Source organism: Betaproteobacteria bacterium (genome assembly GCA_016713305.1).
Taxonomy (GTDB): domain Bacteria; phylum Pseudomonadota; class Gammaproteobacteria; order Burkholderiales.
The window spans coordinates 23,970-42,091 of the sequence record JADJPK010000008.1; the positions used below are offsets into that span (position 1 = coordinate 23,970).

Genomic DNA, 18,122 nt, shown 5'->3' on the forward strand with positions numbered 1-18,122 from the left:
GCATCGATGACCCTGTCCGGCTGGATTCCGCTGCTGCTTGCCATCCCCGTCCTGCTGCTGGGCGAGACCCTCACCCGGCGCGTGGGATGGCTCGGCAGGTTCCACATTCCTTCCCCTGTGGTGGGCGGCCTGCTCGTGTCGTTCGTGCTGCTCGCAGGCGCCTTGTCCGGCGTGGGCCGCGCTGATTTCGCGTCCAAGGTGGACACCCCGTGGTGGACCTGGCTGGTCACCGTGGAACCGCGCTGGCGGGAATCGCCCGCCGTGAGCGCCACGCTGCCGCTCATGGTGGCTTTCTTCACCTGCATCGGTCTCAATGCGACGTGGGACGTGGTACGCAAGGGAAGCGGGCAGGTGTTCGCCTTCCTCGGTCTGGGAATCGGCCTCGCGGTCCTGCAGAACGCCGTGGGCGTGGGGATGGCGCATCTGCTCGATGTCGACCCCCTGCTGGGCCTGGTCTGCGGCAGCGTCACCATGACGGGCGGCCATGGCACCGCCCTGGGGTTCGCGCCCGTGCTCGAGCGTGAAGGTCTGCAGGGCGCGCCCGTGCTCGGCGCGGCGGCCGCGACGCTCGGGCTCGTGGCAGGCGGACTCATCGGCGGGCCCGTGGGCGTGCGGCTGATACGGCGGTTCGGCCTGCGCAATCAGGCCGATCGTGCCGTGCACCTGGAGATGGACAGCGCCACGGAATCCGGCATCGTCAACGATCTGCGCGCGTTGTGGTCGGCACGCCGTGTGGCCCTCGCGCATCTGGCGGTGGTGCTGGTCTGCGTCAAGGCGGGGGCGTGCGCCAGCCACTTCATGGAGCTCACCGGGCTCAAGATTCCGCCGCACGTGGGCGGGATGATTCTCGGTGTGCTCGTCCGCAACGCGCTGGAGTTCGGCGGGCGGCGGTGGATACGCTCCGGAGACGGTGGATCTGCTCGCGTCCATCTTCTTCGCGTTCTTTCTCACGGCCGTCATGATGAGTCTCAACCTGAGGGAACTCGCGCACGCCGCGCTGCCCATGCTGGCGATCCTCGGCGTTCAGGTGGCCCTGATGGCGGCCTTCGCCACGTGGATCACGTTCCGGCTGATGGGCCGCGACTACGACGCGGCCGTGATGGCGGCGGGCCACTGCGGGTTCGGGCTGGGCGCCACCCCCAACGCCCTCGCGAACATGAAGGCGCTGGCGGACCGGATGGGCCCGGCGCCGCGGGCGTTCCTGATCGTGCCGCTCGTGGGGGCTGTGCTGATCGATTTCGGCAACATCCTCAACATCACGCTCTTCCTGAATCTGCTCAGGTAGGTTCGGTTGTACGGGGTCAACGGCAGGGCGATCCCGTAGAATCGCGGGTTCCGAACGGGCAGCGTCCTGCCCGGCCAATCGCAGAGGGGAAAAGCATGAACAAGCTCGACATGGCGGGCAGGTCCGCCATCGTGACCGGAGGAGCCTCGGGAATCGGACTCGCCATCGTCCAGCGCCTGGCCGCGTCCGGCGCCAACGTCGCGATCTGGGACATGAACGATGCTTCCATGGCCGCGGCGGCGAAGACCGTGTCCGGCGTCAAGGTCCACACCGTGAACGTCGACGTGACGAAGTTCGAGGCCGTCGAAGCCGCGTTCAACTCCACCGTGGCCGCCTTCGGCAAGGTCGATGCGATGGTCAACAGTGCCGGCGTCGCCGGCCAGAACGCGACGGTGATCGACTATCCGGTGGAAGAATGGCGCCGCGTGTTCGACATCAACATGCACGGCGTCTTCTACTGCTGCAAGGTGGCCGCCAAGCACATGGCCGCGAACAACTACGGCCGCATCGTGAACATCGCGTCCATCGCCGGCAAGGAGGGCAACCCCACGGCCTCCGCCTACAGCGCGTCCAAGGCCGGCGTGATCGGTCTCACCAAGTCCCTCGGCAAGGAACTCGCCAAGAACAACATCACGGTCAATTGCGTGACGCCCGCCGCCGTGAAGACTCCCATCTTCGACCAGGTGGCCCAGTACCACATCGACTTCATGCTCTCCAAGATCCCCATGGGCCGGTTCGGGCTGGTGGAGGAGATCGCCGCGATGGTGTCCTGGATGTGCACGGAAGATTGCTCCTTCACGACCGGCGGCGTGTTCGACCTGTCGGGCGGAAGGGCGACGTACTGATCTTGGCCCTAGTCCCTAGTCCCTAGACCCTGGACCCTAGGCCCTGGACCCCCGGGGGCTGCCTCGGCCAGCGGCCGCGGGTCTTCGAACGGACCGGGCCGCCTCAGGCGGCTCAGCCCTCCCCCGGCCCGGGGTACGGGCCTCGGGACCGGGGTCCGGATCCCCGAACCTCTCCGCCTTCTCCGTCATCACCGGAATCTCTCAGATGAAGATCAAAGCCGCCGTCATCCGTCAGATGGGTCTGCCGCAGCCGTACGCGCAGTCCCGCCCCATGTCGATCGAGGAAGTGGACCTCGCTCCACCGCAGCAGCGCGAAGTGCTGGTGCAGGTGAAGGCGGCGAGCCTGTGCCACTCCGATCTTTCCACCATCAACGCCGACCGGCCGCGCCAGATGCCCATGGTGCTGGGGCATGAAGCGGCAGGCGTCGTGGTCGAGGTGGGACCGGGAATCACGGATCTCGAGCCGGGCGATCATGTGGTGATGGTGTTCGCGCCCAGCTGCGGCGAATGCGTGGCATGCAAGGAAGGCCACCCCGGACGCTGCGAACCCGGACAGAAGTCCAATGGCGCCGGAACGCTGCTGGGCGGCGGCATCCGCCTGTCGCAGAACGGCCAGGTGGTCTATCACCACGTGGGCGTGTCCGCGTTCGCCGAGTACTGCGTCGTCAACCGCGGATCGCTGGTCAAGATCGACAAGCAGCTGCCCTTGGACGAGGCGGCCATGTTCGGTTGCGCGGTGCTCACGGGTGTGGGAGCGGCACTGAACACGGCTCAGGTCTTTCCCGGTGCCCGTGTGGCCGTGGTCGGTCTCGGCGGCGTCGGGCTCAACGCGCTGTTCGGCGCGCAGGTCGCGGGCGCGAGCCAGGTCGTCGCGATCGACATCCACGACGACAAGCTCGAACTCGCCAAGAAGCTCGGGGCCACGGACGTGGTCAACGCGAAGGATCCCGACGCGGTGCAGAAGATCAAGGAGATCACCGGCGGCGGCGCGGACTTCGGTCTGGAGATGGCCGGATCCGTGCAGGCGATGGAGCTCGCGTATCGTGCCACGCGGCGTGGCGGCACCACCGTCACGGCCGGTCTGCCGCACCCCGACGCCCGCTGGCCGCTGCAGCACGTGAACCTCACGGCGGAAGAGCGCACGGTGAAGGGGAGCTACGTCGGATCCTGCGTGCCGCCCCGCGACATGCCGCGCTACATCGAGCTGTACCGCAAGGGCATGCTGCCCGTGAACAAGCTGCTGAGCGACCGCATCACGCTCGACCAGATCAACGAAGGGTTCGACCGGCTGGCCTCCGGACACACCGTTCGACAGATCGTCATGATCTGAAGCGGCGCATTCCATGTATTCCGCATCATCGCTCGTCGAATTCGGTTCGCGTCTCCTCGACGCTGCGGGGATGGACCCGCACAAGTCGCCGGTCATCTCCGAGGTGCTGGTCGAGGCCGACCTCATGGGGCACGATACCCACGGCCTCAACCTTCTCGCCCCTTATCTCGTGGATATCCGCAAGGGTGCGCTCAGGACCCACGGAGAGCCGAAGGTGGTCGCCGACTTCCCCGCCGCGGTCACGTGGGACGGTGACCGGCTGCCGGGCACGTGGCTCGTCTCCAAGGCGATCGAGCTGGCGATACCCCGTGCGAAGGAAGTCGGCACCTGCTCCGTCGCCATCCGGCGCGGCCACCACATCGCGTGTCTGGCCGCCTATCTCAAGCGCGTGACCGATCAGGGGATGGTCATCCTGCTGATGTCTTCCGCGCCGGAGAATCAATCGGTGGCGCCCCACGGCGGACGCACGGGCGCCATCACGCCCAACCCCATCGCGGCCGGCTGGCCGACGCAGGAAGGGCCGGTGCTGATCGACGTCTCCATGTCGATCACCACGAACGGCATGGTCGGGCGCCTGGCCAAGGAGGGTGGCCGGCTGCCGGGTCCATGGCTCGTCGACGCCCAAGGCAATCCCACAGACGATCCGACCGTGATGTCGGCCGAACCGAAGGGCGCGCTGTTGCCCATGGGCGGCGTGGAGTACGGACACAAGGGCTATGCACTGGGCCTGCTGGTGGAGGCGATGACCCAGGGCTTTCCCGGGCATGGCCGCGCGGATCCCATCGAAGGATGGACCGGCGAGGTGTTCCTGCAGATTCTCGATCCGGCCCTGTTCTCTGGCGTCGAGGCCTTCACCCGGCAGACCCAGTGGGTGGCAGACGCGTGTCACCGGTCCGTGCCGCGGCCCGGCGTCGCCCGCGTCCGTCTGCCCGGCGAAGCGGGCCTCGCACGCCGCGAGCGTGCGCTGGCCGAAGGCGTGAACCTGCACCCGGGCATCCTGCCTCAGCTGGAACCCTGGGCGCGCGAACTGGGTGTGCCGTTGCCGCAAGGCGAACCGTGAACCACGCGGCATCGCATCGCCTCGGCATCGTGCTGATGGTCGGGGCGACGGTCTGCTGGGCACTCGCCGGCATTCTCGTGCGGACTCTCGCGCTCAAGGATGCGTGGGAGATCACCTTCTGGCGTTCGTTCTTCATGGCCGTGTTCCTGCTCGTGGTGCTGGGCATCCAGTACCGCGGAGAGCTCGGCGCGCGCATCCGGGCCACCGGCCGCGCCGGCGTGGTGTCGGGTTTCCTGTGGTCGCTCATGTACGTGTGCTTCATCGTCGCGCTGTCGCGGACGACCGTGGCGAACACGCTGATCGTCTGCAGCATCTCGCCGTTCATGGCGGCCGCGATGGGTCGGGTGTTCCTGCACGAGCAGGTTCCCACGCGCACCTGGATCGCCATGCTGGTGGCAGTGAGCGGCATCGTGCTGATGTTCGCCGACGGTGCGGGCACGGAGGGCATGTCCGGCATTCTTCTGGCCCTGGTGATCCCCGTCGCGTTCGGTCTCAACGTGGTGCTGAACCGGAAGATGCACGCGCGCGTGGACATGGTGCCCACCGTGTTCCTGTCCGGCCTCTTCTCCTGCCTCATGACGCTGCCGTTCGCCTGGCCGCTCGAGGCGGCGGGGACCGATTTCGTGAATCTCGTCACGCTCGGCGTCGTTCAGCTGGGGCTCGGCTGCCTGCTGATGGTCATCGCATCCCGCCACCTGCGGGCAGCGGAAGTGGGTCTGCTGGCGGAACTGGAAACCGTGTTCGGCGTGGCCTCCACCTGGATCGTCGTCGGCGAGGAGCCCAGCCGCGCAGCGCTCATCGGAGGCATCGCGGTCATCGCGGCGCTCACGGTCGATACCGCGATCGGGCTCCTTCATCGAAGCAGGGCGCGTCCCGCGACGGCTTCCTGAGATCCGCGGCCGGCGGCGCACGGCCTATACTCGACCCGCCACTGCGTCGGCGCTCCGCGGCAACGCCGCATCGGTCTTCGATCAACCCCAGATAGCGTCAGGAGCGCCATGATTCCCGATCCCGCCGATCTTTCGGAACGTCTCGAAGCCTGTTACGCCGCTGCAGTCCATGACGTGCTTCGCGGCATGGGGTATCCGAACTGCGTTCTGCCGCCCGAGATCCGGGCGCTCGACCCGTCCCGCAAGCTGGCCGGCGAGATCTACACGGTGAGCGGGCACGTCGACAACACACGCGATCCGCACGAGACACTCCTGGAATGGACCGGGCTGCTTTCCCGGGCGCCCTCCGGCAAGGTGCTCGTGTGCCAGCCGAACACGCATGCCATCGCGCTCATGGGCGAACTGTCCGCGGAGACACTGCACTTCCGCGGCGTGCGCGGCTACGTGGTCGACGGCGGCTGCCGTGACACGGAGTTCATCCTGAATCTGGGGTTTCCGGTCTATTGCAGCTTCAATACGCCCAAGGATATCGTCGGGCGCTGGGTGCCCGACCGGTTCGGCGAGCCCGTCACGATTGGCGACGTGACGGTGTCCGCGGGCGACTGGCTGCTGGCGGACCGCGATGGCGTGGTGGTCATTCCCGGAAGCATCGCGGCGGAAGTCGTGACGAAGACCGAGGAAGTCCTGCAGCAGGAGAACAAGGTCCGCACGGCGATCCTGGCGGGGATGGACCCGCAGGAGGCCTACCGGAAGTTCGGCAAATTCTGATCAGGCACGCCGCTGTCATTCCGATCGAATAAGATAGGTGTCCAGATCGCCAGGGTGGTGCCGTTAAGGCGATGGCGCGTTCCCGGCTCGGGCCGGGCCGATGTGTCTTTCCTCTCCATGAGAACAAGAGTGCTCGAATGAAGAAGATGTCGTTTGGACGTGCGGCGGTCGCCGCGGCGTTGGTAGCCGCCCCGCTGATGTCTCATGCTGCTGGCGACAACGTGGGTGCCTGCGGACCCGGTTCCCGGCTGTTCGAAGGCCAGAGCGGCATTGCCCCTCAGGTGCTCGCAGTGACCACCAACCAGTTCGCCGGCATCAACACGTTCGCCATGTCCTCCGGCACCTCGGGCTGCTCCCAGGACGGCAAGGTGAGCAGCAACTGGAAGACGGCACAGTTCATCGACGGCAACAAGGACCGTCTGGCGCGCGACCTGTCGCGCGGCTCGGGCGAATCCCTCGATTCGCTCGCTCAGCTCCTGGGCGTCACCGAGCAGGACAAGGCGGCCTTCGTGCGCACCGCGCGCGACAACATGGCCCGCATCTTCCCGAGCGCCCGGGCCTCGACGGAGGAGATCCGCACCGGCCTGCGTGCAGTGCTGGCCGCCGACGCCTCCCTCGCCGCCTACGCCGCGCGCGTGTGAACTCGCGCCGTCCGAACAGAACGTATTCAATCAGGAGTCAGCACATGAAGCGATTTTCGCTGAGCGCAGTTGCAGTCGCGGCCGCCATGGCCGCTCTTCCCGTGGCCAGCCAGGCCGCCGGCGGCGACGACGATGTCGGCAGCTGCGGCTGGGGATCCAAGGTGTGGGAAGGCCAGGGCGGTCTCGCCGCGAAGGTGCTTGCCGTCACCACCAACGGCACTTCCGGCAACCAGACCTTCGCCATCACTTCGGGCACCTCCGGCTGCACGCAGGACGGCACGGTCAAGTCCAATTGGAAGCTTTCGTCCTTCATCGAGGACAACAAGTCCAAGCTTGCCCGCGATATGTCGCGGGGTTCCGGCGAAACGCTCGAGGCCGTCGTCCAGCTGATCGGCGTGTCCGAGCAGGACAAGGCGGCCTTCGTTCGGTCCACGCGCGACAACATGGCACGCATCTTCCCGAGCGCCGAGGCGTCCACCCAGGACATCCTGGCCGGTCTGCGCGATGTCCTCGCGTCGAACGAGAAGCTCGCAGGCTACGTCGCGCGAATCTGATCCCGCGACTCGCAGCGATCCGCACCCGGTGCGCAAGCACCGGGTGTTTTTTCGTCAGGACCGCGCTGCTCGCGCTTCTGCTGGCCCAGCACGTCCCCGCGCATGCGCAGGACTACGCCGAGACGCTCGTCGCCAAGGCCCGCGAACTTGAGCTCGCACAGTCCCGCGAATGGCTGCGGCTGGGCCACTACCGGAAGACGGTGTTCGGTGGGCTTCGCAGCGAGGCCGACGATCCCGAATTCTTCAACGCCCCGACCGGCAAGACCGATCCCCGGGCCGAGCTCGAAGCCACGTTGCGCGCGTTCTTTTCCGACCGGCCCGAGACGGACAAGCAGCAGAACCCGCAGTGCCAGTTCGTCGCGCGGTATCGCTGGCTGAAAGCCCGCCTCCAGTTCGATCCATCGCGCCTGCCTGAGCAGCCCTGTCCGCGCTTCGAGCGCTGGCGCAACGAACTCGATCCACAATCGGTGACGCTGGTGTTTCCGGCCGCGTACATCAACAGCCCCGCTTCGATGTACGGGCACACGTTGTTGCGCCTGGACGGCCGGGCCCAGAGCGACCGCACGCGCATCCTCGACTACGCGCTCAACTTCGCCGCTCACACGGGCAACGATGGTGGACTGTCGTTCGCCTACAAGGGGCTCGCCGGCGGCTATATCGGCCGCTTCTCGCTGACTCCCTATTACCTGAAGATCGCCGAGTACAGCGACATCGAAAGCCGCGACATCTGGGAGTACCGCCTCGCGCTTGCCCCCCACGAAATCCAGCGGCTGCTCGAACACGCGTGGGAACTCGGCTCGACGCGGTTCGACTACTACTTTCTCGACGAGAACTGCTCGTACCAGCTGCTGTGGCTGCTGGACGTCGCGCGCCCGTCGCTCGATCTGGTCGAACACTACCCGGCCTGGGTCATCCCGGCGGATACGATCCGCTCTGTGGTCTCGGTGCCGGGCCTCGTGGCGGACATCCGTTTCCGTCCCTCGCGCAGTACGCAGCTTCTGCATTTCGGGCGCACGCTGCCGCCAGCGGACGTGGCCACAGCGCGGGCGCTTGCCGACAACCGGCTCCAGCCCGACGATCCGGCGCTTGCCCGGCGCCCCGCAGCCGAGCGCGCGCGGGTGCTGGACCTCGCCTTCGAGACGCTGGACTTCGAGCGGCTGTCGGGCGAGCGGCGCGGCGATGCCTCCGCATCACGTTTGCGTGAACTGATGCTGGCCCGGGCCACGGTCGATGGTCCCGAGCCGCCCCAGCCGCCCCCGCCCGACACGCGTCCCGACGAGGGGCACGGCTCGGCGCGGCTGGGAATCGGCGGTGGCACCACGGCGGGCAACGGGTTCCAGGAGATCCGCTTCCGTGGCGCATATCACGACTTGAGCGATCCGGTCGCGGGCTACAGCCGCGGCGCCCAGATCGAGTTCGGCAATCTCGTGGCCCGCCGCGAGAACGCGGAAGGACTGCCTTTTCTGGAGAAGGCGACGATCGTCGACGTCACCTCCATCAGCGCCCGCACTCCGCTATCCCGTTCGCCTTCCTGGCGTCTGAACTTCGGGTTCGAACGCTCGCGTGGACCGGCGAACTCGCGGCCGCTCCTGTTCCAGATCTCCGGGGGCGCAGGTATCGCCTTCGATGTGTCGCCCCGGCTGCGCTGGTATGCCCTGGGCGAACTGGGCGCGTACGCGTCCGGGCATCTGGAGCAGCGTGCGAGCGTCGGAGCAGGGGATCGGACGGGCGTGCTGTTCGACTGGAATGACCGCTGGCGGGTGCATGCCGTCGCACAAGGCCTGCGGTATCTGGACGGGCCATCTCCGTCGCGCAGCGGCGCGGCACTCGTCCTGGACCATTCGCTCACGCGCGAGTGGAGCCTCAGAGTGGAAGCCGACGTGCGGCGCGAGTTCGGCACGCGGTGGAGTACCGTGGGTGCCTTTGCCCACTTCTTCTTCTGATTCGATGCGGCGCGCACTGCTGGCGTGGTTTCTCGCGATGGCTCTGGCAGGTTGTACGGGGCTGTTCTTCCAGCCCATGAAAAGGCTTGTGCGGACGCCTGCGGACCTGGGGCTTGCGTACGAGGACGTGAACCTCGTTTCGACGGACAAGGTGGCGCTTCACGCGTGGTTCCTGCCTGCGCGGAATCCCAGAGGCACCGTGCTGTTCCTCCACGGCAATGCGGAGAACATCAGCACGCACATCGGTTCCGTCTTCTGGCTTCCCGAGCACGGCTATCAGGTCCTTCTGCTCGACTACCGCGGCTACGGCCGGTCCGCCGGAACGCCGACGATGGACGGAGTGCAGCGGGACATCGACGCCGCGATGCGCCACCTGCTTTCGCGCCCGGACGTGGATCCGGGCCGGCTCGTGCTGTTCGGCCAGAGCCTCGGTGGCGCGCTGGCCGTGTACTACGCGGCCCACGGTCCGGAACGCCGGAAGTTGCGTGCGATCGTCGTCGACAGCGCGCCTTCGGGTTTCAGGGATATCGCCCGGGAGAAGCTCGACATCCTCTGGTGGACGCGCTGGCTCAAATGGCCTGCCGGGTTCACCATCGACGACAGCTTCAGTCCCCTTGGCGCAGTGGGTGAGATCGACGCGATACCCAAGTTGTTCCTGGCAGGGGGCAAGGACGTGATCGTGCCGCCGCACCACGGCAAGCGACTGTTCGACGCAGCCCGGGCACCGAAGACACTGTGGAACTTCCCCGACGCGGGGCACATCGCCGCGCTGTCCCAGCCGGAGGCCCGGATCCGTTTTCTGGAGTGGCTCGGCCAGTCGCTGGGAGACGGAAACGCCGGGGGCGCCGAGGAGGCCGGGGACGCATCGACGGGCATCCGCGACAAATAGGGGCCGGTACGTGAGGGCCTCGGCGAAACCCCGCGCAGCGGTACCTCCGGTCTCCTGGGTGTGTGGCCGCTCAGGGAAGACGCAGAGAGGCCAGATCCACGTGCGAACCGGGCCGGTAAGGAATCTCCGCGAGCAGCGGTGCATGCAAGCGGGAACGCAGCGTCGCAGCGTTCTCCTCGTACCTGTCCATGTCCGGAACGACACGGTTCGCCACCCATCCCGCCAGTTCGAGACCGCGGCGCTCGATGGCTTCGCACGTGAGCAGCGCGTGATTGATGCAGCCCAGGCGCATGCCGACCACCAGAACGACCGGCAGGGCGAGCAGGGCGGCGAGATCGGCGAAGCTCTCGTCGTCGTTGAGCGGGACGAGAAATCCGCCCGCGCCTTCCACGATCACCACGTCCGCACGCGCCGCCAGCGCCCGATAGCGTGAGACCAGCGTCGGCAGATCGATCCGGATGCCCTGCGCACGGGCAGCCAGGTGGGGCGCGATGGGATCGCGGAAGACGTAGGGATTGATTTCCGAATCGGGTGCTTCAACGTTGCTCGCGTTGCGCAGGTTCTCGACGTCGTCGTTGATCCACCGGCCGTTCGAGAGCGTGCAACCCGCTGCAACGGGTTTCATGCCGACGGCGCGAACGCCTGAACGAACGTACGCCCGCAGCAGCGCCGAAGCGACGACGGTCTTGCCCACCCCCGTGTCGGTGCCGGTGACGAAGAAGCCGTGAGACATCGAGCGCTGGGAGAGGTCCGGTTGAACGGCGGGATCGCGGTGCAGGTCTGTCACATCGCGAATGCGGCGTCCAGAGCGTGCAGGGTCGAATCGACCAGCAACGCGAACTGCTCGTCGTCCATGACGTAGGGCGGCATGAAGTAGATCGTGCGTCCCAGGGGCACGACCAGAACGCCTTTCCGCAGAGCCGCGGTCTGGAACCGGCGCGCGAACCCCTTCGGCGCCTCGGGTACGTCAAACGCCCAGATCATCCCCGTGCGCCGGAAATGCGCGGTGCGCGGATCGCTAGCGAGCGGCGCTGCAATAGCGTCGAAACGGGCAGCTTTCAACCTGTTCTGCGCGATCACGTCGTCGTCGCGAAAGATGTCCAGCACCGCGAGCGCCGCACGGCAAGCGAGTGGATTGCCGGTGTACGAATGCGAATGGAGAAAGCCGCGCGCTGCGCTCTCGTCGTAGAAGGCACCGTAGATCGCGTCGGTCGTGAGCACGACCGAAAGCGGCAGGAACCCGCCGGTGATGCCCTTGGACAGGCAGAGGAAGTCGGGGCGGATGCCGGCCTGCTCGTGCGCGAACATCGTGCCGGTCCGTCCGAAGCCCACCGCGATCTCGTCGGCGATCAGGTGCACCCGATGTCTGTCGCAAATGGCGCGCAGCTGCCGCAGATACGCGGGATCGTGCATCGCCATGCCGCCCGCGCACTGCACGAGCGGCTCTACGATGAGCGCTGCCGTGTCCGTGCCGTGGGCTTCCAGATGCCGGTCGACGGCTTCGGCCATCCGCAGCGCAAAGGCCATGGGCGACTCTCCGGGTTCCGCGAGACGCCAGTCCGGCGAGGGCACGGTATCCCCCGCACGCAGCAGCGGTTCGTACGCGCGGCGGAACAGCGGAACGTCGGTCACGCCCAGCGCCCCCATGGTTTCGCCATGGTAGCCACCGCTCACGCAGAGGAAGCGGTGCTTGGAAGGGTATCCCGCGTTGCGCCAGTAATGCGCGCTCATCTTGAGCGCGATCTCGGTCGCCGAGGCGCCATCCGAGGCGAAGAATGCGTGACCGAGCTTTCGTTCCGTGAGTTCCGACAGCGCTTCGGCCAGCTGGACGACCGGCTCGTGCGTGAAGCCCGCAAGAATCACGTGCTCCAGCCGGTCGAGCTGGTCGCGGACGGCCGCGGCGATTCGCGGCTCGCGGTGGCCGAACAGATTCACCCACCACGAACTGATGGCGTCGAGATATCGGTTGCCGTCGGCGTCGCGGAGCCACACGCCGTCGCCGCGGACGATCGGCAGCAGAGGCAGGCTCTCATGCGCCTTCATCTGCGTGGCCGGATGCCACACGGCCGCGCGGCTGCGTTCCGCGAGCACGATGTTCGGCGAAGTCATCAGGCGGCTGCGCGGTTTCCGGTCATGTCGGCCGCGACGGCACGGAGACCTTCGACCAGCCGGTCGATGTGTTCCGGCGTGTGAGCCGCGGAAAGGGAAATGCGCAATCGCGCGGTCCCGTCCGGCACCGTGGGAGGGCGGATCGCGGGGACCCAGACACCCGCCTGCCACAGGCGTTCCATGAGGGTCAGGGACGCCCGGTTGTCTCCCACCATCAGCGGCTGTATCGCGGTGTCCGAAGCGAGCAGCGGCCAGGGCAGCTCGCGCAGGCCGTCGCGCAGCCGTCGCGCGTGATCACGCAGCCGGGTCCGCCGCCATTCGTCGGCAGCGATGGCGTCGACCGCTGCACGCACGCCCGCTGCGAGCATGGGCGGCATGGCCGTCGTGAAGATGTACGTCCGCGCGCGCTGGATCAGCCACTCGATGAGCTGCGACGCGCCGGCGACGAAGGCCCCCGCCACGCCGGCTGCCTTGCCCAGTGTTCCGAGGTAGAGGATGCGGTCCGACTTCACATTGCAGTGAGCCAGCGTTCCCCGGCCCTCGGCGCCCAGCACACCGAAACCGTGAGCGTCGTCCAGCAGCAGAAGGGCGTCGTGCCGCTCGCACAGTTCCACGAGCCGGGCGAGGGGCGCGATGTCGCCGTCCATGCTGAACACTGCATCGCTCAGGATCAACCGGCGTCTCGCGCTGCTGCGAGCCAGTCGCTCATTCAGAGCGTCCATGTCGCCGTGGGGAAAGACGTGCACGTCTGCACGCGAAAGCCGCGCCCCGTCGATGAGGCACGCGTGATTGAGCGCATCCGAGAAGACGGCATCGCCCCGTCCGGCAAGCGCGGGCACGATGCCGCTGTTGGCCATGTAGCCGGAAGAGAAGAGGAGTGCACGAGGCAGACCGACGAACCGCGCGAGTGCGTCCTCGGCGCGCTCATGTTCCTCGTGGTGACCCGAGATGAGATGCGATGCACCGCCGCCCACGCCGCAGCGCTCGATGGCTTCGGCGACAGCTCGCGAGATCCGCGGGTCAGACGCCAGACCCAGGTAGTCGTTCGAGGCGAAGGCGAGCATCGGTTCGCCATCCACCTCGAGCGTGGCGCCCTGCTTGCCCCGCACGACACGCCGGCGTCGCAGGAGCCCGGAAGTTTCGAGCTCCTCGAGGCTCTGCGCAAAGTCCTGCATCGCTCAGAGCGGGCTCATGCCCAGCTTGGCCAGCAGCTCGCGGTCGCGCGCGGCCTCCGGGTTTCCCGTCGTGAGCAGCTTGTCTCCGTAGAAGATGGAGTTCGCACCCGCGAGGAAGCACAGCGCCTGGCCTTCTTCCGTCATGGCGGAGCGACCGGCCGACAGACGCACGAACGCCTTGGGCATGGTGATGCGGGCGGCGGCAATCATCCGCACGAAGTCGAAGACGTCCACGGGAGCCTGCCCGTGCAGCGGCGTGCCTTCCACCTGCACCAGCGAATTGATCGGCACGGACTCGGGGTACGGATCGAGATTGACGAGCTGCGCGATCAGTCCGGCGCGGTCCGTCCTGCTCTCGCCCATGCCGACGATGCCGCCGCAGCACACGTTCATGCCCGCGTCGCGGACCCGGGACAGCGTGTCGAGGCGGTCCTGGTACTGGCGCGTGGAGATGATGTCCTGGTAGAAATCGGGTGAGGTGTCCAGGTTGTGGTTGTAGTAGTCGAGCCCCGCATCCCGCAGCTGTTCGGCCTGACCGTCCTTCAAGAGGCCCAGGGTCGCGCAGGTTTCGAGACCCAGGGATTTCACCGAGCGGACGAGTCCGAGGACCTGCTCGAGTTCCCGCTGCTTGGGCCCGCGCCACGCAGCCCCCATGCAGAAGCGGGAGGCACCTGCCGCCTTGGCGGCCCGCGCGGCTTCCAGCACCGTGCCTTCGTCCAGCAGGGGCTCGTCTTCCACGCCCGTGGAGAACCGCCGCGACTGCGGGCAATAGGCGCAGTCTTCGGGGCACCCGCCCGTCTTGATGGACAGCAGGGTCGAGAGCTGCACCTTGGCCGGATCGAAATTCTCACGGTGAACGGTCTGGGCGCGATGGAGCAGCTCGGGCAGGGGCAGCGACAAGAGCGACTCGACGGCTTCGACCGTCCAGCGCGTCCGGCCCGGCGAGGCCTTGGCGGACGATGCGTCTGCGGCGGAGACGGACGGATGATCGGGGGCGGGGGAATCCAGAGGGGTCATGGGCTCGGACCACTTGTCAAATTGGCTCAATCATATCGTTTGACTGCCGTCCGGGAAACCTCGGTCGGGTTCGTCGGGCGCCGGCCCGGCTGACGACGCGGTCACGTCCCCGGCGAGCCCGGCCGGCCAGTCCTGCGGCCCTGCGGCCCCACATCCCGGGTCAGCCTTCCCAGTCCGGCAGAACGGAGCAGGCCAGCTCGGTTTCCCTCGCGAGATGCGTGCCGCACAGGTCGGCCATCACTCTGCGGCAACGTTCCAGGACCGCACGGGCCTCGTCGTGGTCGCCCACCCTGGCGTGACAGAGGATGAGCCGGCGGTACAGCACCTCGGACCACGGCTGCACTTCGACGGCGTGCTGGTACAGCCCGATGGCCTCGTGCAGCCGGCGCTCTTCCTCGAGGGCCGTGCCGGCGCCGAGGACCAGGCGCCGGATCTTTCCGGCGAGGCGTTCCCGGGTGGCGGTCATCCACGGCTGGGGATCGTCCAGCTGCAGAAAGGCGCCGCGATACCGGCTCAGTGCATCGAGCGCCGCCCGGTGACGTCCCGTGGTGTCCACGATGCGGTCGGCCGCACCGATCAGGCGCTCGACGCTCACCAGGTCCACCCAGCAGACTTTGGAGTTGATGCTGAGCTTGCCATCGTTGATGCAGACGGCATCGTCGCGCCCGAGCAGGCGACGCAGCCGCAGCAGTGCCACGTCGAACGCCTTGCGGGCCGCATCGCCCTCGGCATCGGTCCACAGCGTTTCGATGAGGATGTTCACGGCGATGTCGCGGCCTCCGAGTGCGATGGCCGCCTTGAGCAAGTCGAGGGGCTTCTTCTGCGCCTTCCCCTGGAAGGCGAGATTGACCCCGTCTGCAAGGATGGAGAAGCGCCCGAGCGTGTAGACGCGCAGGGGCCATGGCCAATGCTCGAGGCTCGCCGAAGGAGGCAGCAGGTCGCGCGCGCGAATCCACCGGTGGACGTATTCCCGTTCGAGATCCAGTTCGAGGGCGCGGGCCGCGAGCCGGGCCTGGGCTCCGGCTGGCCACCAAGGATGGTTGTCGGTCGCGCCCATCTGCGCGCCCATGCGCACGGCCTCGGCGAGGGCTTCGTCCGCGGCCTCCGATGGGCCGAGGTTGCAGAGACAATGCGCTCGCCAGAGCTGGATCTGCCAGCAGAGAAAGTCCGCGCGGATTCGCCGGGCGAGTTCCAATGCCTCGTCGAATTGGTCCAGCGCCTTGCGGCATTCGCGTGCGAGCGAATGCAGCTGTCCTCCCCTGAGGTTGAGACGGGCCAGATTGAGGGGTCCGCCCGAAGGCCGCTCGTCTTCGACCGCCAGAACCTGCACGCGGGAAGCTTCGAGAAACACGCCGCGTTCGACGAGTTCCGCGATGCGGCGTTCGAACAGGGCCTTGCCCGCGAGGCCGGGGGGCGGATTGCGATCGGCGCGGGTAGCGAGCACGTCGAACCCCAGGGGCAGCAACGCCGGGCCGAGCACGGGCGGATCCACGAACAGTTCGAGGATCCGGCGGTCCCCCTCCTTGAGTGAGAGAGCGGACGCGCTGTCGCGTGCCCGCCGCCGGCCGGGCGCAGACGGGACCAGATGGTCGACGATCAGCGCGCACGCCAGCGACGCGGTGTTCCGTTCTTCGGATGGCGAAGCGGTGCCCAGAATGGCGGCTGCCTGGGCCACATCGCCTTTCCAGTAGTGATAGCCCGCACAGAACAGGGTGAGCTTCTCGGCGACACCGGCGTCCTGTACTTCGCAGCGCAGTTCGAGTGCGCGTGCCACCCAGTGGGCCAGGGCAGGATGGCCGAAGCGGCGTCGCAGCACCTCTGCGCCGTGGGAGAGGATGCGTGCCTGCGTCGCGGCGTCCGCCTTGTCGGCGCCCGCTTCCCAGGCGGACAGGAGCCGGTCCAGCCACAAGGGCAGAGTGTCGGGCAGCTCCCGCGATTCGAAGTGGCAATCCAGACGAGCCGCGCAGACGAGCGCCTGGCCGATGGCATCGGCGAGGGCACTGAACTTGTTCCAGGCCGCCTCGAAGAGTGCCTTTGCGTCGGCGGGATCGATGCGTGCCCTGGCCATCCCAAGCCAGTACTGCAGCCACGGATGCTGCGGCTGACCGCCGGGCAGCCGCTGGATCCAGGCCACCAGCTCGTCCATGCGGTCACCTGCCACGAGCACCGGGGCGAGCGCCACGAGGTTGATCTCCATCTCGGGCCAGGTTTCGATTTCTTCGCGAAGGCGCAATGCGTCCTCGCGATCGCCCTGGTTTTCGAGCCAGACCGCGGCTCTGGCGACGAGGTCTGTCCGGGCCGGCGCTCCCAGTGTGCGGCGAAGCCGTTCCTGCAGACTCGACCGAAGGAGCGGGTGCAGCTTGAAACCGCCGGCGGCGTCGTCGGAGCGCTCGACGAACCACTCTCGCGCGGCCAGGGGTTCCACGACTTCCCCGATCCGGTCGTCGCCCGTCACGTGCAGCACGAACGATTCGCACACGCGCGGCGCCAGCGAAGCGCATGCGAGCCAGTCGCGTTGCGGAGCAGACAGTGCGGCGAGTACGTGACGTTCGAAGTAGGGCGCCAGCAGCGTCGGTGCGCCGCCGTTCATGTGGCCCCGGCGGGCGTCGCCTTGCGCCAGAAGCAGTTGGACACCGGTGATCCACCCCGCTGCCGAGGCCACGACCCTGCGGACCTCCTGCGCGTCGTGCAAACCCTCACGCACGCACAGGGAAGTCATTTCATCTTCGGTGAACCGCAACTGCTCCCAGCCCATGCGTGTACACCTGCGGTAGGCGAACAGATGCGCGTATCCGTCCTGCGGCTCGGCGCGGCCGGTGATGACGAGCCGTGCCTCGGCAGGAACGGACTCGACCAGCGCGAGGATCATGGGGTCGAGCCGGTCCGGGTCGGCGTGATCGTAGGCGTCCAGCACCAGCAGGGCGGGCCAACGCGCGAGACTCATCACCTCGTCGAGGCGGTCCAGCGTGGAGGCAGTGCCCGGCGTCGACGTCACACCGAGCGCCTGGGCAAGAGAAAGGACGAAGCGCTCGGGCTGCGAGTCGTGCTCGTCGAGCCGGAACCAGTAGACGGGCGAGAGGCGGGAGGCTGCGAATTGCGCGGCTGCAGCGCTCTTGCCGCAGCCTGGCGCGGCGGCCAGCCAGAGGATGGTTCCCCGGTCGATGGCCTCCGCCAACAGGCCCATCAAGCGAGGCCGGGGCAGCAGCCCGCTCGTTTCAGGAGGCCGGTACTTGGCCCGTGTGGTCTTCCCTCGTGCCGGACGACTCGATGTGCGCTCGAGTTCTTCCATGGTGTCCCCCGATTCGGTACTTCGTGATCGGATGCCGCCTTTTGTGCCGAGAGATTACCGGTTTGCCAGGCCGTTGCATGTGAACTATTCACATTCTTACAGTCGGCGCAGGGCAAATCGTAGAGGCCGGGCCTGGAAGAGGATGAGGATCGGCCATCGGCGAGAACTCAAGGAGCGATCCGCGCATGCCGAAAACCGGAGGATCGGAAGGCGGGCTGATCCGTTGGGATCCCCTTGCCCGATTTCTGTAACATCCGGGCGTTACCCTCGGGCGGATCCGATGGATGTGGCTGGTCGCGAAGGAAGACCGGCTCCGGCGCAATTTTT

The 18,122-nt window shown here is 67.4% G+C and carries 14 protein-coding genes; 9 read left to right on the top strand and 5 right to left on the bottom strand.

Annotated elements, in window-relative coordinates; all coding sequences use genetic code 11:
* The first annotated feature begins 6 nt into the window (after positions 1-6).
* From IPK20_10230 to IPK20_10270, 9 genes are all read left to right on the top strand, one after another.
* Positions 7-2,130 carry an SDR family oxidoreductase gene (locus IPK20_10230; GenBank protein ID MBK8017030.1) on the top strand — a complete coding sequence of 708 codons (2,124 nt, stop codon included), beginning with the start codon at positions 7-9 and terminating at the stop codon, positions 2,128-2,130.
* Between the two features lie 205 nt (positions 2,131-2,335).
* A complete protein-coding gene (locus IPK20_10235; GenBank protein MBK8017031.1) occupies positions 2,336-3,460 on the top strand; it encodes a zinc-dependent alcohol dehydrogenase family protein in 1,125 nt (374 codons plus the stop codon).
* A 13-nt stretch (positions 3,461-3,473) separates the two neighbouring features.
* On the top strand, positions 3,474-4,520 hold the full coding sequence (locus IPK20_10240) for an Ldh family oxidoreductase (protein MBK8017032.1): 1,047 nt from the start codon (positions 3,474-3,476) through the stop codon (positions 4,518-4,520).
* Positions 4,517-5,410 carry an EamA family transporter gene (locus tag IPK20_10245; protein MBK8017033.1) on the top strand — a complete coding sequence of 298 codons (894 nt, stop codon included), beginning with the start codon at positions 4,517-4,519 and terminating at the stop codon, positions 5,408-5,410. Before IPK20_10240 ends, IPK20_10245 begins: the two co-directional genes overlap by 4 nt.
* A gap of 108 nt (positions 5,411-5,518) precedes the next feature.
* Positions 5,519-6,178, top strand: coding sequence for an RraA family protein (locus tag IPK20_10250; protein ID MBK8017034.1), 660 nt, complete (start codon positions 5,519-5,521; stop codon positions 6,176-6,178).
* 146 nt (positions 6,179-6,324) lie between these two features.
* Positions 6,325-6,819 (top strand): DUF3015 family protein, encoded by a 495-nt coding sequence (locus tag IPK20_10255; protein ID MBK8017035.1) that lies wholly within the window; start codon positions 6,325-6,327, stop codon positions 6,817-6,819.
* 44 nt (positions 6,820-6,863) lie between these two features.
* Positions 6,864-7,373, top strand: coding sequence for a DUF3015 domain-containing protein (locus IPK20_10260; protein MBK8017036.1), 510 nt, complete (start codon positions 6,864-6,866; stop codon positions 7,371-7,373).
* Positions 7,374-7,573: 200 nt separating this feature from the next.
* Complete coding sequence (locus IPK20_10265; protein MBK8017037.1) at positions 7,574-9,316, top strand: DUF4105 domain-containing protein; 1,743 nt, start codon at positions 7,574-7,576, stop codon at positions 9,314-9,316.
* Between the two features lie 4 nt (positions 9,317-9,320).
* Positions 9,321-10,205 carry an alpha/beta hydrolase gene (locus IPK20_10270; GenBank protein ID MBK8017038.1) on the top strand — a complete coding sequence of 295 codons (885 nt, stop codon included), beginning with the start codon at positions 9,321-9,323 and terminating at the stop codon, positions 10,203-10,205.
* Between the two features lie 70 nt (positions 10,206-10,275).
* Here IPK20_10270 and bioD read toward each other — a convergent pair whose 3' ends face one another.
* The 5 genes from bioD to IPK20_10295 form a co-directional block, all read right to left on the bottom strand.
* Entirely contained in the window at positions 10,276-10,938 is a 663-nt protein-coding gene (gene bioD / locus IPK20_10275; GenBank protein ID MBK8017039.1) for a dethiobiotin synthase, read from the bottom strand.
* Positions 10,939-10,988: 50 nt separating this feature from the next.
* On the bottom strand, positions 10,989-12,314 hold the full coding sequence (locus IPK20_10280) for an adenosylmethionine--8-amino-7-oxononanoate transaminase (protein MBK8017040.1): 1,326 nt from the start codon (positions 12,312-12,314) through the stop codon (positions 10,989-10,991).
* Entirely contained in the window at positions 12,314-13,489 is a 1,176-nt protein-coding gene (bioF, locus tag IPK20_10285; protein MBK8017041.1) for an 8-amino-7-oxononanoate synthase, read from the bottom strand. Before bioF ends, IPK20_10280 begins: the two co-directional genes overlap by 1 nt.
* A gap of 3 nt (positions 13,490-13,492) precedes the next feature.
* On the bottom strand, positions 13,493-14,506 hold the full coding sequence (gene bioB, locus IPK20_10290) for a biotin synthase BioB (GenBank protein ID MBK8017042.1): 1,014 nt from the start codon (positions 14,504-14,506) through the stop codon (positions 13,493-13,495).
* Positions 14,507-14,666: 160 nt separating this feature from the next.
* Positions 14,667-17,795: a hypothetical protein gene (locus IPK20_10295; protein MBK8017043.1), complete on the bottom strand. Its 3,129-nt coding sequence runs from the start codon at positions 17,793-17,795 to the stop codon at positions 14,667-14,669.
* Positions 17,796-18,122: the final 327 nt, after the last annotated feature.

Coding starts and splice junctions, on each gene's coding strand:
- bioD (MBK8017039.1), bottom strand. CDS start 10,938: ATGTCTCACGGCTTCTTCGTCACCGGCACCGACACGGGGGTGGGCAAG.
- bioF (MBK8017041.1), bottom strand. CDS start 13,489: ATGCAGGACTTTGCGCAGAGCCTCGAGGAGCTCGAAACTTCCGGGCTC.
- IPK20_10240 (MBK8017032.1), top strand. CDS start 3,474: ATGTATTCCGCATCATCGCTCGTCGAATTCGGTTCGCGTCTCCTCGAC.
- IPK20_10230 (MBK8017030.1), top strand. CDS start 7: ATGACCCTGTCCGGCTGGATTCCGCTGCTGCTTGCCATCCCCGTCCTG.
- IPK20_10270 (MBK8017038.1), top strand. CDS start 9,321: ATGCGGCGCGCACTGCTGGCGTGGTTTCTCGCGATGGCTCTGGCAGGT.
- IPK20_10255 (MBK8017035.1), top strand. CDS start 6,325: ATGTCGTTTGGACGTGCGGCGGTCGCCGCGGCGTTGGTAGCCGCCCCG.
- IPK20_10295 (MBK8017043.1), bottom strand. CDS start 17,795: ATGGAAGAACTCGAGCGCACATCGAGTCGTCCGGCACGAGGGAAGACC.
- IPK20_10280 (MBK8017040.1), bottom strand. CDS start 12,314: ATGACTTCGCCGAACATCGTGCTCGCGGAACGCAGCCGCGCGGCCGTG.
- IPK20_10235 (MBK8017031.1), top strand. CDS start 2,336: ATGAAGATCAAAGCCGCCGTCATCCGTCAGATGGGTCTGCCGCAGCCG.
- IPK20_10250 (MBK8017034.1), top strand. CDS start 5,519: ATGATTCCCGATCCCGCCGATCTTTCGGAACGTCTCGAAGCCTGTTAC.
- bioB (MBK8017042.1), bottom strand. CDS start 14,506: ATGACCCCTCTGGATTCCCCCGCCCCCGATCATCCGTCCGTCTCCGCC.
- IPK20_10260 (MBK8017036.1), top strand. CDS start 6,864: ATGAAGCGATTTTCGCTGAGCGCAGTTGCAGTCGCGGCCGCCATGGCC.